Source organism: Enterococcus sp. AMC1157 (genome assembly GCF_058216555.1).
On sequence record NZ_CM177099.1, the window covers coordinates 1,852,792 to 1,868,983 of the forward strand.

General features: G+C 35.1%; 15 protein-coding genes. 14 read left to right on the plus strand and 1 reads right to left on the minus strand.

The window, feature by feature from the left end; translation table 11 throughout:
* The first annotated feature begins 7 nt into the window (after positions 1–7).
* The 8 genes from AC4BBX_RS08805 to dnaB all read left to right on the plus strand — a co-directional run bounded on the left by AC4BBX_RS08805 (position 8) and on the right by dnaB (position 7,643).
* Positions 8–1,657, plus strand: a complete 1,650-nt coding sequence (locus AC4BBX_RS08805; RefSeq protein WP_490453494.1) for an ABC transporter permease — start codon at positions 8–10, stop codon at positions 1,655–1,657.
* Positions 1,651–2,670 carry an MBL fold metallo-hydrolase gene (locus tag AC4BBX_RS08810; RefSeq protein ID WP_490455793.1) on the plus strand — a complete coding sequence of 340 codons (1,020 nt, stop codon included), beginning with the start codon at positions 1,651–1,653 and terminating at the stop codon, positions 2,668–2,670. Before AC4BBX_RS08805 ends, AC4BBX_RS08810 begins: the two co-directional genes overlap by 7 nt.
* 132 nt (positions 2,671–2,802) lie before the next feature.
* Positions 2,803–3,117: a helix-turn-helix transcriptional regulator gene (locus AC4BBX_RS08815; protein ID WP_490453495.1), complete on the plus strand. Its 315-nt coding sequence runs from the start codon at positions 2,803–2,805 to the stop codon at positions 3,115–3,117.
* Positions 3,118–3,122: 5 nt separating this feature from the next.
* Positions 3,123–3,476 carry a hypothetical protein gene (locus AC4BBX_RS08820; protein WP_490453496.1) on the plus strand — a complete coding sequence of 118 codons (354 nt, stop codon included), beginning with the start codon at positions 3,123–3,125 and terminating at the stop codon, positions 3,474–3,476.
* A 105-nt stretch (positions 3,477–3,581) separates the two neighbouring features.
* Entirely contained in the window at positions 3,582–3,926 is a 345-nt protein-coding gene (locus tag AC4BBX_RS08825) for a hypothetical protein (RefSeq protein WP_490453497.1), read from the plus strand.
* Between the two features lie 250 nt (positions 3,927–4,176).
* Entirely contained in the window at positions 4,177–5,643 is a 1,467-nt protein-coding gene (locus AC4BBX_RS08830; protein ID WP_490453498.1) for a GGDEF domain-containing protein, read from the plus strand.
* Positions 5,640–6,092 (plus strand): 50S ribosomal protein L9, encoded by a 453-nt coding sequence (rplI, locus tag AC4BBX_RS08835; RefSeq protein ID WP_490453499.1) that lies wholly within the window; start codon positions 5,640–5,642, stop codon positions 6,090–6,092. The genes AC4BBX_RS08830 and rplI overlap by 4 nt, the downstream gene beginning before the upstream one ends.
* 183 nt (positions 6,093–6,275) lie before the next feature.
* The gene (dnaB, locus tag AC4BBX_RS08840; RefSeq protein ID WP_490453500.1) at positions 6,276–7,643 is read left to right on the plus strand and encodes a replicative DNA helicase; all 1,368 of its coding nucleotides are present in this window, start codon (positions 6,276–6,278) and stop codon (positions 7,641–7,643) included.
* Between the two features lie 694 nt (positions 7,644–8,337).
* Here the strand turns inward: dnaB and AC4BBX_RS08845 are convergent.
* Positions 8,338–8,736 (minus strand): RidA family protein, encoded by a 399-nt coding sequence (locus AC4BBX_RS08845; protein ID WP_490453501.1) that lies wholly within the window; start codon positions 8,734–8,736, stop codon positions 8,338–8,340.
* 290 nt (positions 8,737–9,026) lie between these two features.
* Here AC4BBX_RS08845 and AC4BBX_RS08850 point away from each other — a divergent pair, with 290 nt between their 5' ends.
* The 6 genes from AC4BBX_RS08850 to AC4BBX_RS08875 all read left to right on the plus strand — a co-directional run bounded on the left by AC4BBX_RS08850 (position 9,027) and on the right by AC4BBX_RS08875 (position 15,846).
* Positions 9,027–9,869 (plus strand): dimethylarginine dimethylaminohydrolase family protein, encoded by an 843-nt coding sequence (locus AC4BBX_RS08850; protein WP_490453502.1) that lies wholly within the window; start codon positions 9,027–9,029, stop codon positions 9,867–9,869.
* Between the two features lie 39 nt (positions 9,870–9,908).
* Complete coding sequence (gene rbsK / locus AC4BBX_RS08855) at positions 9,909–10,814, plus strand: ribokinase (protein ID WP_490453503.1); 906 nt, start codon at positions 9,909–9,911, stop codon at positions 10,812–10,814.
* Between the two features lie 195 nt (positions 10,815–11,009).
* Positions 11,010–12,932, plus strand: coding sequence for a fructose-1,6-bisphosphatase (locus AC4BBX_RS08860; protein ID WP_490455794.1), 1,923 nt, complete (start codon positions 11,010–11,012; stop codon positions 12,930–12,932).
* 334 nt (positions 12,933–13,266) lie between these two features.
* On the plus strand, positions 13,267–14,559 hold the full coding sequence (locus AC4BBX_RS08865; RefSeq protein ID WP_490453504.1) for an adenylosuccinate synthase: 1,293 nt from the start codon (positions 13,267–13,269) through the stop codon (positions 14,557–14,559).
* An 89-nt stretch (positions 14,560–14,648) separates the two neighbouring features.
* Positions 14,649–15,515 (plus strand): DegV family protein, encoded by an 867-nt coding sequence (locus AC4BBX_RS08870; RefSeq protein WP_490453505.1) that lies wholly within the window; start codon positions 14,649–14,651, stop codon positions 15,513–15,515.
* 178 nt (positions 15,516–15,693) lie between these two features.
* Positions 15,694–15,846: a hypothetical protein gene (locus AC4BBX_RS08875; protein ID WP_490453506.1), complete on the plus strand. Its 153-nt coding sequence runs from the start codon at positions 15,694–15,696 to the stop codon at positions 15,844–15,846.
* Positions 15,847–16,192: the final 346 nt, after the last annotated feature.

Consider the following 16,192-nt stretch of genomic DNA (forward strand, 5'->3'; position numbering starts at 1 on the left):
GTTAACTATGATTTCAAGTAAAAAATATTTTAGCGTGATTACCTTGGCAATTAGTGTAGTCACCGTGTTCCCAATACTTGCTTTGTTCATTTACGCTTTTTTCCCAGAGGGTCATTTTTCAATGACCGCTCTGGTTCCTATTTTAACTAGTAGTAAAACTTATCTTTTAATCATGCAGTCATTAAAGTTAGGTGGTTGGGTGATTATTGGGACCTTTATTATTGCTTTTCCTTTGGCTCTGATTACCACAAAAACTTTTTTACGTAACTATTATTGGTTGGATATTTTATTCACTTTACCCTTTATGACACCACCTTATATTGGTGCAATGGGTTGGATATTATTTATGCAAAAAAATGGCTTTTTGATGCAACTTTTTCCAAAATTAAGCTATTTGTCTACACCGTTTTTCTCGTTATTTGGCATGGTTATGATTATGAGCTTACATCTCTTTCCAACTTTGTATCTGATGATTAAAAATAGCATGTTGGATATTGAAGGTTCTTTCCAAGATGCAGCGATTATTTATGGAAAAAATCCCTTAATCAATTGGCTAAAAGTTTCTTTGCCTTTACTAATTCCTAGCTTGATATTGGGTGCATTGTTTATCTTTGTTAAAACCTTATCTGAATTTGGTACACCGATTACTTTTGGTACAAGAATTGGCTATAAAGTATTTACAACCGAAATTCATAGCAATCTTTCTTCTTGGCCGGTTAGTATTTCCAAAGCTACCTTGTTATCCTTTATTTTATTTGTCATTTGCTTTGTTATTTGGTTGATTCAAGTGAAAGTCATTCAACGATTTATTCATGGCACATCAAATGCAAATAGAAAAGCTCCTTTAGTGACAAACAAATGGGTAGTTGGTGCATCTTGTCTTTTTGTTGGTTTGATTTTATTGTTTTCGATTGTGATTCCTTACTTTACCATTTTTATGACATCTTTAATGAAAGTCAGAGGAGACGGTCTAGCATGGAGTAACTTTGGTTTAGATGCCTATCGACAATTATTCCAAAATCAACAAGGAGGCTTATCTGCCTTTTTAAATAGCTTATTGTTTGCGACATTGACCGGCGTTATTACTGCTGCTTTAGGATTTTTTGCGGCCGTTTATATTCAAAAAGGCAATAAAACAACGCAAAAATTTCTTGATTTTCTTTGTCTGATTCCAAATATTGTGCCAGGAATTGTCTTAGTTGTGGGAATGATTCTGTTTTGGAACAGTTCTTGGATACCAGTGACAGTCTACAATACACGAATAATGCCAGTTCTAACCTACTGTGCTTTGTTTCTACCGTATTCCGTCCAATATGTAAAAAATAATATTATTCAAATTGGGTCCTCAGTTTTCCAAGCAACCGATGTATTTAGTCCTAATATAGGTTCGGCCTTTTTCAAAGTTTATTTTCCTTTGTTAAAAAGAGGTGTGTTAACAGGAATGATGATGACCTTTATTATTTCCATGCGCGAACTAGTCGCTTCTTCCTTGATTCTGCCGCCAGCTGTTGAAACCAGTGCTACCTTTATTTTCCGTCAGTTTGAACAAGGAGATGTCAACTCAGGCATGGCGATGGCGGTTCTTACCATCGTGATGACGTGCTTCTTTGTTGTTTGGATTGAAAGAGGGAAAATCAAGGAGGGATTGTCATCTTAGTCGAAGTTTTAGGCGGTTGCGGTGAATATGGGAGAAATTGCTTTTACATTGAAGAAAAAGGCGAGGCCATTTTACTGGATTGTGGACTGATGAATGATGAAAGCCAACGTTTACCTGATCTGACTCAAAGACATGTCAATAAGTTAACGGCAGTTTTTATTTCTCATTTACATCAAGATCATATAGGTGCCTTATCTTTATTAGTAAAATTTGGCTATCAAGGTCCGGTCATTGTTTCCGAAGTTACCCATCGATGGTTGGCAAAAAAAAAGTTACCGTTGAATTTTAAAATCTTTATAAATCATCTTCACAGAAGTTGGCAGAAAATCACCCCTCATTTGGAATTTTATTGGGGCTATTCTGGACATGTGATTGGCAGTAATTGGTACAGTTTGTTTTTCCATAAAAAAAGAATTTTCTTTTCTGGCGATGTGTCACTGTCTTCTACTTTGTATCCTGTGGAAGGTCCGTTGCGCTTGTCCTATGATCTTGCTTTACTTGATAGTGGTAATGCGGGAGTGCCGATTGATAATTTGATGAGTAAACAAAAAATGCTGGCTAGATTAACCCAGCATCCAGAGAAGTTCTTTCAACTTGAGAGTAAATTTAATGGTAAATGTATTGAGTTGTTGTTATTTTTTTACGAAATGACCCAACGACCGTTAGTGGTCGATCAAACGATTTATCAATGGCTTTTATTCCATGAAGAAAATCGACAACTGCTTTTAAAAAGAACACAAAAATTAGTCGGAAAACTACTAAAAAGTGAACGATTAAAAGTAGAAGAAAAAGTGAACCAAGCGATTTTTTTCTACAAAGAGCAATCATTGTTAGAGTCAAATCAAGAGCTTTTGTCTCTCGATGATATTCCTTTTAAAAGTCATCTGGATACAAGTGAAATCTATTATTTAAACAATTACATTGCAGCCAAACAAACGATTTTCTTCCATAATCCACAATTATCAGCTGAATCAACCATTGAAAATGTGTTAGATTTAGCTAAAGGAAACTAATGAATACTCCCTTATCGATATTGTCGGTGAGGGAGTTTTTTTGTATGACTTATCGAACCTAAGCCCCAACCTTTACTCTAACAATCGAGGATTATATACTCTTAGTAAGAAGAGCGAGAGGAGGTCGTTAAAATGAAAGAGCTGTTGTCGGAGATTTTAATCTATATGAAAGAACATACCGTAGAAGAAATCACGATTGAAGAAATTGCGGCTCATTTTGGCTACAACAAATATTATTTTAGTCGTGAATTCAAACGAATTACGGGTTTTTCTGCAGCTGATTATTTGTCCTCTGTTAAGATTGAATATGCCAAACAAGAATTTCTTAAAAGGAATCAATCGATTACCGATTCTAGCTTTGCTTCTGGTTTTTCAAGTTTAGGCACCTTTTCCACGACCTTTGCCAAAAAACAGGCTTGTCTCCTCGAGAATATAAAAATCAAGTAGAAGCATTGGTTCAATTAACGAAAGTATACGATGATCAAGCACAAATGGAGTTTGTCGATAAACAATCAAATCCTACTAACAATCAGTTAACGGTACATATTCATTATCCTGAAAATTACAAATCAAGTATTACTTTTGTTGGTTTATTTCATACATTGATTCCGAATCATAAACCGGTAGTCGGAGCAGCTTTAGTGACAAAAAAGTGTCATACATTTGAGCATATTCCTAATGGTCAGTATTATTTATTGGCGTGCTCAATTGAACAAACGAATAATCTGTTAAAGTATTTTATTTTGGATGATTGTTTACGAGGGAAAGCAGAACATCCTCTGTCTTTTCCCAATCAAAAAATGTAAATTTTATTCTGATAAATTTTCCTAAGCAAAAAAACTACTTCCGCTTTTTTTATCTAATATTATATAAAAGTTTTTTACAAAAGAAGGTGAAAATCTTAAAGGAAATTGGCAAATACCTGTTCATTTGTCAAAATAAAAGAATTTCCTATTGTTGAGTTTGAATCAAGTACAAGTGATAGTATTCAAATTACCAAAGCTATCGCCTATCCGACTACGTTTACTGTGAAAATATCGGTTGATGAGATGGAAAAATTCCCAACATACAGTGGAGAAAATACTATCCAATTAAAAGATAATGATAGATTTTATCCTTATAGAAAAGCGGATATTATTGATGACAATACGGATAAGTATTTAGAATTAATCTTTGACTGTTCTGGATACGATCAGTTTTCTGAAATATACATTGTGATAGGTAATATAGCAGAGATAAGGTTGACGAGTAAATAGGAATTAAAAAGAAGTTAAGATACTGGGTAATTTATCAAATAGTGGACTATTTGTAACTATCAGTTTTTTATTTTCACCACAAATTAGCATCTTTTCAATAACTTAGTTCTGATTATAATTAGAACTAAGTTATTAATTAATCTCCCTCCCTCCTCATCCACTTAATCGCTAAAAAACCCATTTTGTGGTAAAATCAAACGTAAAGTTTCTCATGTTGTTAGGGAGAATTAGGAGAAATATGGGGTGAAAAATGGCTACAGTAATCGGGATCATTTCTATTGATAATTATGATGATGTCATTGATAAAATGGATGATAAACATATCTCCTATCTGAATACATTGATTACGACAATGGTTTCTGATTGGGCACATGAACATCAGGCATTTTATAAACGAATCAATTCAGAACGCTATTTTTTTGTGGCTGAATCAGACGCATTAAAAAAAATGCAGGAGCACCAATTTAATTTATTGCAACGAACAAGAGATGCTGAAATTCACAGTGACATTGTGTTGACGATGAGTATGGGGATTTCTTACGGTATCGAGTCGGCTGAAAAAATTGGTGAAGTCGCTCAAAATAATTTAGATATTGCCTTGGCTCGTGGGGGCGACCAGGTAGTGCTAAAAGATACCAATCCGCAATCAAAACCCCAATTTTATGGTGGGAATACAGATGGTTCGATTAAGCGAAGTCGTACGCGTTCTAGAGCGATGAGTGTTGCTTTAAAACGAATCTTTAATGAGAATCAACGGATTTTTATCATGGGGCATCGATATCCGGATATGGATGCGATTGGTGCTGCCTTTGGTGTAGCAACTTTAGCTGGCTTTAGTGGCAAAGAGGTGCACGTGATTTTGAATCAAGAAGAAGTGGCAGAGGATATTACGCGTGCATTGAAAGAAATTACAGCAATTCCTGAACTAGCGCAACAGATTATTTCTACTCAGGAAGCTTTGACATTATTGGACAAAAATAGTGTCTTAGTGATGGTCGACTATAACAAACCTTCCCTTTCGATTTCCCAAGAAGTCTATGAAGCGTTTGAAAAAATAGTAATTATTGATCACCATCGACGAGGAGATGAATTTCCTAATAGTACGCTACTGACCTATATCGAATCCTCCGCTTCTTCTGCCTCAGAACTCGTTACAGAGCTGATTCAGTATCAAGTGGATAAAGAGCATCAACTGCCACGTATGACGGCGACGATGCTATTAGCTGGCATTTATGTGGATACCAAAAGTTTTTCTGTCCGTACGACAGGTAGAACCTTTGATATTGCTAGCTATTTAAAAAATCAAGGAGCAGATGTCTCAAAAATCCAAGGAATGTTAAGCTCGGATTTACATGCTTATTTGCAAATTAGTGAGTTGGTTTCTAGAAGTGAATATGTTAGTTCGGATGTTGTGATGGCAGTGGGGGCTGAAAATAAAATTTATGAAAGTGTCACGATTGCGAAAACAGCCGATACTTTACTGTCGATGAATGATGTTCAAGCAGCTTTTGTTGTAACGATGCAAGCAGAGGACAAGGTAGGCATTAGTGCACGTAGTTCTGGAAAAATCAATGTCCAAAAATTGATGGAATTACTAGGTGGCGGTGGGCATTTCACCAACGCGGCGACACAAATTACAGGAGAGCCTCTTGAAAAAGTGCGAGAAATGCTATTTAATGAATTAAGAAGACTTGAAGAAAAGGAGCAATCAATATGAAAGTAATTTTCTTAGAAGATGTAAAAGGCAAAGGAAAAAAAGGGGAAGTCAAAGAAGTACCTACTGGCTATGCTCAAAACTATTTAATCAAAAACAATTTAGCTCAAGAAGCCAATCGTGGAAATATGGCAGTAGTGGCAGGTCAAAAGAAAGCTCAAGCAAAACACGATGCGGAAATCTTAGCAGAGGCTAAAGAATTAAAAACGTTAATTGAAAAAGAAGAAACGGTAGTAGAAATTAAAGCTAAAGCTGGTGCAGATGGACGTTTATTTGGATCAATTCCATCAAAACAAATCACTGATGCATTAAAAGCACAATATGAAGTGACTGTTGATAAGCGTAAAGTTGATTTAAAACAACCAATTCGTGGGTTAGGCTTTACGGATGTGCCCGTCAAATTACATCCTGAAGTGACAGCGACTATCAAAGTACACGTTGTAAACGAATAATGAAGTAATATTTTCAATAAGTGTCAGACTGTGGCAAAGAGCGACAATGAAATCAGAAAATGATTGATGAATAGGGAAAAATGCGATTCATCTTAGATTATTTGCTGAGGATTATTGCCCTTTGATCACAGTCTCTCCTTTTGCAAAATCGCTGGATCAGAAGAAATATAGGAGACGAAAATTATGAATGAAGTTTGGCAAGATCGAATTCCACCTCAAGATATTGAAGCAGAACAAGCCGTTTTAGGTGCGGTCTTTTTGGATGCGGATGCGATTATTGAAGCCATGGAATTAATCGAACCTCGTGATTTTTATCGTCGAGGACATCAAATCATTTTTCAATCGATGATTCAATTAAACGATCGCAATGAAGCGATTGATTTGATCACGCTCAAAGCAGAAGTCGAAAAAAGCAATGCTTTAGAAGATATTGGTGGCATCAGTTATTTAACAGAGCTGAGTCAAGCCTCTCCTTCTTCTGCAAGTGTGTCTTATTACGCAAAAATTGTTGATGACAAAGCAACCTTACGCAATTTAATTCAAGCAGCGAACAAAATTGTGACAGCTGGATTTGAACAAGGAGAAGAAGTTCAATCGATTGTTGACGATGCGGAAAAAAGCATTTTAGAAGTTTCTGAAAAACGTAACAGTACTGGTTTTAAACGTATCAGAGATGTATTGGAAAATACGATTGAAAACATCGACTTGCTGGCTCAACAAAATGAAGCCATTACTGGTTTACCAACTGGCTATCATGAGTTAGATCGGATGACTGCAGGCTTACAAAAAGAAGAATTAATTATTTTGGCCGCTCGTCCAGCCGTAGGTAAAACGGCTTTTGCACTAAATATTGCGCAAAATGTCGGCACCAAAACAGATAATACCGTTGCTATTTTCAGTTTGGAGATGGGGGCTGAATCACTGGTTAACCGGATGTTATGTGCAGAGGGTGCAATTGAAGCTAGTCACTTGCGAACAGGTCAGCTAACACCGCTAGAGTGGGATAATTTGATTGTGGCGATGGGAACTTTGTCTCGAGCGAGTATCTATATTGATGATACACCCGGAATTAAGATTTCTGAAATCCGAGCACGTTGCCGTAAGTTAGCTCAAGAACAAGGAAATCTCGGCTTGATTTTGATTGACTATTTGCAATTAATTGAAGGAACTGGTAGAGAAAATCGCCAACAAGAAGTCTCAGAGATTTCTCGTCAATTGAAAAAATTAGCCAAAGAATTAAAAGTACCGGTGATCGCCTTATCTCAGCTTTCTCGTGGAGTGGAACAGCGACAAGACAAACGTCCAGTCCTGAGTGATATTCGTGAATCAGGTTCTATTGAGCAGGATGCGGATATCGTGGCGTTCCTTTATCGTGATGACTATTATCAACGCGAAGGAGAAGAGGAAGAAGTCGAAGCCCCTCAAAATGATAATATCATTGAGGTTATTATCGAAAAAAACCGGAGTGGAGCTCGCGGAACGGTGGAGCTCCTCTTTATCAAAGAATACAATAAGTTCTCCTCTCTTTCACCGAGGGAAGAATATGCTTAAAGGGATTGCTTCAACAGATAGAAAGCCTAGAATTTAGACTTTCTATCTTAGAATCTCTGGGCAAATATTAAATAGCCTAAAAAGAAAGCGAGGGATTCACTTTGAAAATTTTAAAGAACGTTGGTTTAGGTTCTCTTTTTTTTTGTAGTTTTATTTTTAATAAATTCTTTCTATGCACTATTTACATAACAACCAAATACGACAATTTCTACTATAACGGGGTTAAAAATTAATAATTCTACAACTTCTGCAGAATTATATAATAACTTATCTTTAACGAGCACATTTATTTTTGTATACATAATTTTTATATCCGTGTTTTTAATCATCAGTTTATTGATCTTACCTAAAATAAAACAATCATTGTATAAAAATGAGACGACGTAAATGTCTCGTTTTTTTACTGTTCATCAAAGTTTATTTTTTTCAGTCATCCTATATGGTCCACCGCTTTTTTTAGTCCGATCGTCAGGCTTAAAAGCATCGTCATATCGATAGGAATTGATTAAAAAGTATTTACTTATCAATTACAATAAAAGCAAAAAATGATTATCAAACAGAAGGATTTTGTGATGTAGCATAGCAGAAAAGTTGGAATATATTATTGTTGCAAGTGTAGATAGTGCACGAAAAAATTCAAAAAAGGAAACAAAGAATCCTAAGATAACTTTGTTTCCTTTTTTGGTATGAGTAGCTATTCAGGTTTTGCCGCCCAAATGTCCACTTCAATTTTTATTTCAGGTAAACCCAAGGCGTGGATATAAGCAATGGTCATGGCTGGATATTTTTGATTTATAAAGAAATTATCCCACGTCTCATAGAAAAAATCCCAATCAATTTCTTCCGTTGCCCAAATATTGACTTTGATAATATTGGAGGCATCTAATTTTTCTGATGCTAAAGCTAGTTGAATATTCTTGAAGGTGTTGGTTACTTGTTCATTGAAGGATTCAGGAAGTGTACCTGATTTATTTGCACCAATTTGTCCTGAAAAAGTAAATAGTTCAGAGTTTTTAGGGATTTTTGTAACATGACTATAATTACCAACCGGATTAGGCATTGTATTTGGATTATTTCGGATTATTTTATTCATTTTTAGTGCTCCTCAAAAGTTATTTTCTAGTTATTTTTGGGCAGACTCCACCCGTTGATTGTTTATTCTAGAAAAAAACAGCCGTCGAGTACCCATAACCAATCGATAAAAATGCCAGCATTTTCTTTTTCATTACAAATACCCTCCTTTTTTGAGATAATATTATAGCATAGTGGATACTATTCTTTTGATGAAGGACAAGTTAATTATCTCAAAAGTAACGACAATTTTGAAAAATCATCAAATTGTGATACGTTAAAAAGAGAAAAATTATAATATGAGGTGAGAGGATGTACGTAAAGAACGGAACCAGTGTCTTGAAGAAAGTCTTAATGTCGAAACCAAATCATCTTCAAGCTGCCGAGCAGTTGAACGAAATTGCAAAAAAATGGAACATGAAAAAAATAAATGAAGAACTTGTAGAAGATGAATTTAACCAACTACAAGCCGTGTATCAAGAAGTGGGTGTAGAAGTTAGTGTTGTTTCTACTACCCAAGCGCTCCCTCATGCTGTTTTTGCTAGAGATTTTGGTGGTTGTGTGCAAGAAGGTTACGTGATGGGGAATTTTAAACATCAAATTAGACAAGCAGAAACCTTATTTTATAAGGAAAGCATGGATCAATTAGATATTTCTTTATTAGGAGAAGTAACTGGTGATGGGTATTTTGAGGGAGGAGATTTTGCCTTTCTTGATGAAAAGACGATTGCTTTAGGTCTACTTGATCGAACCAATCAAGCAGGATTTCAGCAAGTCAAAAATATTTTGGCTCCCTATGGATATGAAGTTCATCCTGTACCGGCCAACCCTGATTATTTGCATTTAGACATGTGTTTTAATTTGATCACGCCAAATCTTGCAGTAGGATATAAAAAAGGTCTTTCAGCGGACTTTACGGACTTATTAAAGAAAAAAGATATTCAACTTATCGAAGGTGAAGAACAAGTCATTTTTCTTCATGGCTACAATGTTCAAGCTTTGGGAGAAAACCGAGTTCTTTCGTTGGCTTCTAATCAAATAATGAATCAGAAAATGCGCGACAAGGGCGTGGAAGTGATCGAAGTGAATCTATCAGAAACCTTAAAATTAGGTGGCGGTATTCACTGTATGACCTTTCCTTTGTTGAGAGGATAGGGATAGTTACTTACAAATGAAGTTGAAGGAGGGAAATAGGTGAATAAAATCATAGTTATCGGAAGTCTTTCGATGGATTTTGTCGTTTCTGTGGAGAAGAAACCTAAGCAAGGAGAAACAGTTTTTGGTGAAGATTTCCAAACAGCCTTTGGTGGCAAAGGTGCAAATCAAGCAGTAGCTGCTAGTCGATTAGGTGGAAATGTAGAAATGGTTGGTGCTGTAGGTGGCGATGAGTTTGGTAAGCAAATTATTCAAAATTTGCAGGAACAAAAAATAACGATAGACAAGGTAGAACGTATAACAGATCTTCCCTCAGGTTCAGCACATATCACTCTTTCAGAAGAAGATAATAGTATTATTGTGATTCCTAGTGCGAATAATCAAGTGTTTCTAGAGAAAGAACAATTGGAAAAACTGTTAGACAAAGAAAGTTTTGTGATTTTACAGCATGAGATCCCTCAAAAAACCAATGAAAAAATTATTGAATACTGTTATCAACATGAAATTCCAGTGTTGCTTGATCCAGCACCAGCGAGAACTGTATCACCGGAAATTCTTGAAAAAATTACGTATTTAACGCCTAACGAGCATGAATTTAAGCTTCTTTTTCCAGACGAAGACTTATCCACTTGTTTAAAAAAACATGCCAATCATTTAATTGTTACTTTAGGTTCTAAAGGAGCTATTTTTAATGATGGACAGAAGGAACAACAGATTCCCAGCTTTTCAACAAAAATCGTAGATACGACCGGAGCTGGTGATACTTTCAATGGAGCTTTAGCATTAGCAATTGTTCAAGGTTTACCATTAGCAGAAGCTGTAAAATTTGCCAATTTGGCTGCGTCTATTTCAGTGACTGGTTTTGGAGCTCAAGGTAGGATGCCGACAATGGAAACAATGAAAGAGCATTCTTCATACGAAGAAAAATGGGGATTTGAAAAGTAGAAGAAAAAGTCGTTATACTTTTGTTTATGCAACTACATTCTCTTTATCCATAAATAGATTATTCCGTTTGAAATCTTTAGGATTTTCAAGCGGAATTTTTTTGCTATTTTAACAAAGTCCAAATTAACTTATATTGAAATATTGTACAAGTTGAATTGTTTTGGTATAGTACAAACCATATGGGGTGAGAAAATGATGGATAAAAAATATTATGGTTTGTTAAAAGAGAAATTTCAGAATAAAGAAAATGTCGTGACCGAAATTATTAACTTAGAAGCAATCCTCCACTTACCTAAAGGAACGGAACATTTTTTGAGTGATGTTCACGGGGAATTTGCGGCTTTTGACCATGTTTTACGAAATGGTTCGGGAAGTGTCAAAGAGAAGCTAGTGGAATGTTTTGCGGAAGCTCCGAATGTGGATATTGACGATTTAGCTACCCTGATTTATTATCCAGAAGAGAAAATTTCACTTGCTTTATCAGGGAAAACGGCAGAGGAAAAAACAAATTGGTATGCTGAAAATATTCAGCGATTGATTCAAGCCGTTAATTTTGCTGGTCGAAAATACACTCGTTCAAAAGTCCGTAAAGCGTTACCTAGTCATTTTAGTTATATCATTGAAGAATTATTAACAGAAGCTCAAAAAGAACCTGGAAAAGAAAATTATTTTCATGGAATTATCGATAAAATTATTGATTTACAGCAAGCTTCTGCTTTGATTATTGATTTATGTTACTTAATTCAACGCTTTGTCGTCGACCATCTTCATGTCGTAGGAGATATTTATGATCGTGGACCAGCACCAGATTTTATTATAGAACGACTGATTGAGCATCATTCTGTAGATGTTCAATGGGGGAATCATGACATTGTTTGGATAGCAGCGATGGCGGGTTCACCGATTGCGATGGTTAATTTGCTACGTATTTGTGCACGTTATGGGAATTTAGATATCGTCGAGGATCGTTATGGTATCAATGTCCGTCCTCTGATAGAGTACAGTCAAAAACATTATCTACCGAGTGAAAAATTTGCTCCCCATGTAGACGATGAACAATCCTTGTCAGATATGGAAAGAAAAAATCTAAATCTTGTTCAACAAGCAACCGCTATTTTACAATTTAAATTAGAAGGACAATTGATTGCTCGTCGTCCTGAATTTGATATGAAAGATCGAGGAATGCTAGCACAGATAAATTATCAGACGAAAGAAATTCAACTGTATAACAATCATTATCCACTAACCAATTTTCAAGCTCCAACAGTTGACCCAAGCAATCCTTGCGCCTTAACAACTGAAGAAAAAGAGTTGCTTGAAAAATTATTAGTTTCCTTTCAAGCATCAGAAAAACTACGGAGACATATGGACTTCCTAATAGAAAAAGGTAATATGTATCTTTGTTATAATGGCAACCTACTGCTTCACGGTTGTATTCCGCTACATGAAAATGGCGATTTTAAATCCTTTCGTTTAAAGAAAAAACAATATTCTGGAAAAGAACTACTTGATTTATTTGAAAAACAAGTACGTAAAAGCTATCAACAACCAGAAATAAGCGATGATTTAGCAACTGATTTGTTGTGGTATTTGTGGACAGGAGAGTGCTCTTCTTTATTTGGTAAACAAGCAATGACGACTTTTGAACGTTATTATATTGAAGATAAAGCTACGCACAAAGAAGAAAAAAATGCCTACTATCGTTTGCGAAATGAAGAAAGTATTTGTCGGGAAATTTTACAGACATTTGGTTTACCCGTAACGGGACATATTGTTAATGGTCATACACCTGTCCAAGCTAAAAAAGGTGAAAGTCCGATTAAAGCAAATGGTCGTTTATTAGTTATCGATGGTGGTTTTGCGAAAAGCTATCAGTCTCAAACTGGTTTGGCAGGCTATACCTTACTTTCTAATAGTTATGGTTTACAATTAGTTGCCCATCAGTCTTTTTCTACTGTGGAAGATGCAGTTCTGCAAAAAACAGATATTCTTTCTACCAAGCGATTGATTGAAGCGGTGGAAGAACGGATTCCAGTAAGACAAACCAATACTGGTCAAAAGCTGTTAGAAGAAATGGAAGCCTTAGAAGTTTTGTATCAGAAATATGAAAAGTTTTAAGACATTAAAAAATAGACTGTGAGATAAGTAGTTGAACAGTATAATAACCGAAAGATAGAAGAGTACTCTTGCGGTCCAGTTGGTCCGAATCGTAAATTTAGCTCAAATTGATAAAATTCATTCTATTTTCTCCGGATATTTTAGTCTTGTTTTTGCTTGTGTCACAGTCTATTTTTCGTTATTTCAGTATTTTTGTCGATAAAATAAAAATATCGTTCGTCATTTTATAGATAATTTCATTTTTAACGATTGAATATTCGATATTTATTGAAATTAGGCCTGAAAATTGTTACAATTATTTAGGAATACATTAAAAATAAAGAGGGGTATTCATATGTCATCAGTAGTAGTAGTAGGAACACAATGGGGCGATGAAGGAAAAGGGAAAATCACGGACTTTTTAAGTGAAAATGCCGAAGTAATCGCACGTTATCAAGGAGGAGACAATGCAGGCCATACAATTAAATTTGATGGTGTGACTTATAAATTGCATTTAATTCCATCTGGGATTTTCTATAAAGAAAAAATCAGTGTCATTGGTAATGGGGTTGTTGTTAATCCGAAATCATTGGTTAAAGAACTAGCTTATTTGAAAGATCATGAAGTAAGTACAGAAAATCTGCGTATTTCAGATCGTGCACATGTTATCTTGCCATACCATATTAAACTAGATCAATTACAAGAAGATGCAAAAGGCGAAAATAAGATTGGAACGACAATTAAAGGAATCGGTCCAGCTTACATGGATAAAGCAGCTCGTGTGGGTATTCGAGTAGCTGATTTATTAGACAAAGAAATTTTTGAAGAACGTCTACGCATTAATCTTGAAGAAAAAAATCGCCAGTTCGTCCGCATGTTTGATTCAGAGCCAATTGAATTTGATGACATTTTTGAAGAATACTATGAATATGGTCAACAAATTAAAAAATATGTAACAGATACATCTGTCATCTTAAATGATGCGTTAGATGAAGGAAAACGTGTATTATTCGAAGGTGCCCAAGGAGTTATGCTGGATATCGACCAAGGAACCTATCCATTTGTTACTTCTTCTAATCCAGTTGCTGGTGGAGTAACCATTGGTAGTGGTGTAGGTCCTTCTAAGATTGATAAAGTTGTTGGTGTATGTAAAGCTTATACTTCTCGTGTGGGAGATGGTCCTTTCCCAACAGAATTATTTGATGAAGTAGGGGACACAATTCGTGAAGTGGGTCGTGAATACGGAACAACAACCGGTCGTCCAAGACGTGTAGGTTGGTTTGACTCCGTTGTTATGCGTCATTCTCGTCGTGTATCAGGTATTACTAATCTTTCATTGAACTCAATTGACGTATTGAGTGGCTTGGAAACAGTGAAAATTTGTACAGCTTATGAATTAGATGGCGAGTTAATTTACCATTACCCAGCAAGCTTAAAAGAATTAAATCGCTGCAAACCAGTTTATGAAGAGTTACCAGGTTGGCCAGAAGATATTACTGGTTGTAAATCATTGAGTGATTTGCCTGAAAATGCTCGTAACTATGTTCGTCGTATTTCTGAACTAGTTGGTGTGCGTATCTCTACATTATCAGTGGGTCCAGACCGTAACCAAACCAACATTTTAGAAAGTGTTTGGTCACAAATTTAACATTTTTAGGATACACGGAATTCATTTTCTGTTGTATCCTTTTTTATTTGCTATAATGAAGTATCAAAGTTCGTTTAGGAGGCGAAAAAATGTTTCAAATAATAACAGATGCGTGTTGTGATTTACCAGCAAAAGTATTAGATCAAGCGAATGTTGATTACATTCCAATGTTTTTAGATTTAGAAGGTAAAGAATATATAGATGATTTAGGTCAAACCTTTGACTATGCATGGTTTTTAGAATGTTTGAAGGAAAATAAGCAACCAACAACTTCACAAATTAATGTGGGACGTTATATGGAATTTTTCCGTCCGTATGCTGAAAAAGGAATTCCTATTTTATATGTCGGCTTTTCTTCTGGTTTAAGTGGTTCTTACAGCAGTTCGTTACAAGCGATTGAATTATTAAAAGAAGAATACCCAGAAGCAGAAATCTACAGTGTTGATACTCAAGCAGCTAGTTTAGGTGAAGGAATGTTAGTGATGGAGACAGTGGCGTTAAGAGATGCTGGAAAATCCATCACAGAGATTGTTGAATGGTTGGAAACAAACAAAAGACATCTTCGTTCATGGGTTACTGTAAATGATTTAAAACATCTTGAACGCGGGGGGCGAATTTCTAAAGCAGCTGCAGCGATTGGTGGTTTGTTAAATGTAAAACCCATTATTCACATAGATACAGAAGGTAAATTACAAAATGTTGATAAAATTCGTGGACGTAACAAAGCGATTCAAAAATTAGTAACGGAAACAGAAACAGATATTGATTTGTCGATTGTGAATGCTTTATATGTTGCCCATAGTGGAGACGATGAAATCGTTGAAAAACTAGTAGCACAATTAGAAGAAAAATACCCAGAAACACCAGTTACCCGCTTCCCTCTAGGACCAACAATTGCCAGTCATACTGGTTATGGTTGTATCGCCGTATTTTCAATGGGAAGTAAGGAAAGATAGAACTTATTTTTATTATTTGAAGGAATCTACTTTTTAGTAGGTTTCTTTTTTTATTGTGAAAATAATTTCAATATTGTGATAAAAAAAGAAACATAATACAGAATTTAACCTATATATGTATTATAAAAAATGAGGTGCTTTTAAAGTTTTGGGTATTTATCGTTACCATCCTTGATATTTGAACAAAACATTAAAATTCCTATCTCGAAACTTCGACAAATATCTATTTACTGATTTAGTGGATGCTGATTTTACTTTGGATAAAATTGGTGAGGCTATCGAAAAATCAAGAAAACGTGAAGTCGAACGGGTATCATTAGTGATTGAATAAAAATAGATACTTTTACCTGCTTACAAGTGATGAATTAAAATTAGAAACAATTTTTTTTAATACCAATCTAAATGAAAGCGTTCAGGTATGAATATCCCACGTTTAAGACAAAAATGGTTGCTAGACTTAAATATATGCTATGATTCAGTCATAAATTTTCATATAGATATTCAAGATTAATGCTATGAAAAATATAATATATTAAATAAAGAATTGAGAAAATTTCGAAGGAGAAGAAATTTGTTGTACTACTTTCTTAAATCAAAGAAAACAAATAGTTGGTTGACTAACGAAATGATAAAGGCAAAAAAATTGGGAAAATTTATTATTATGAAATGAATTCCTC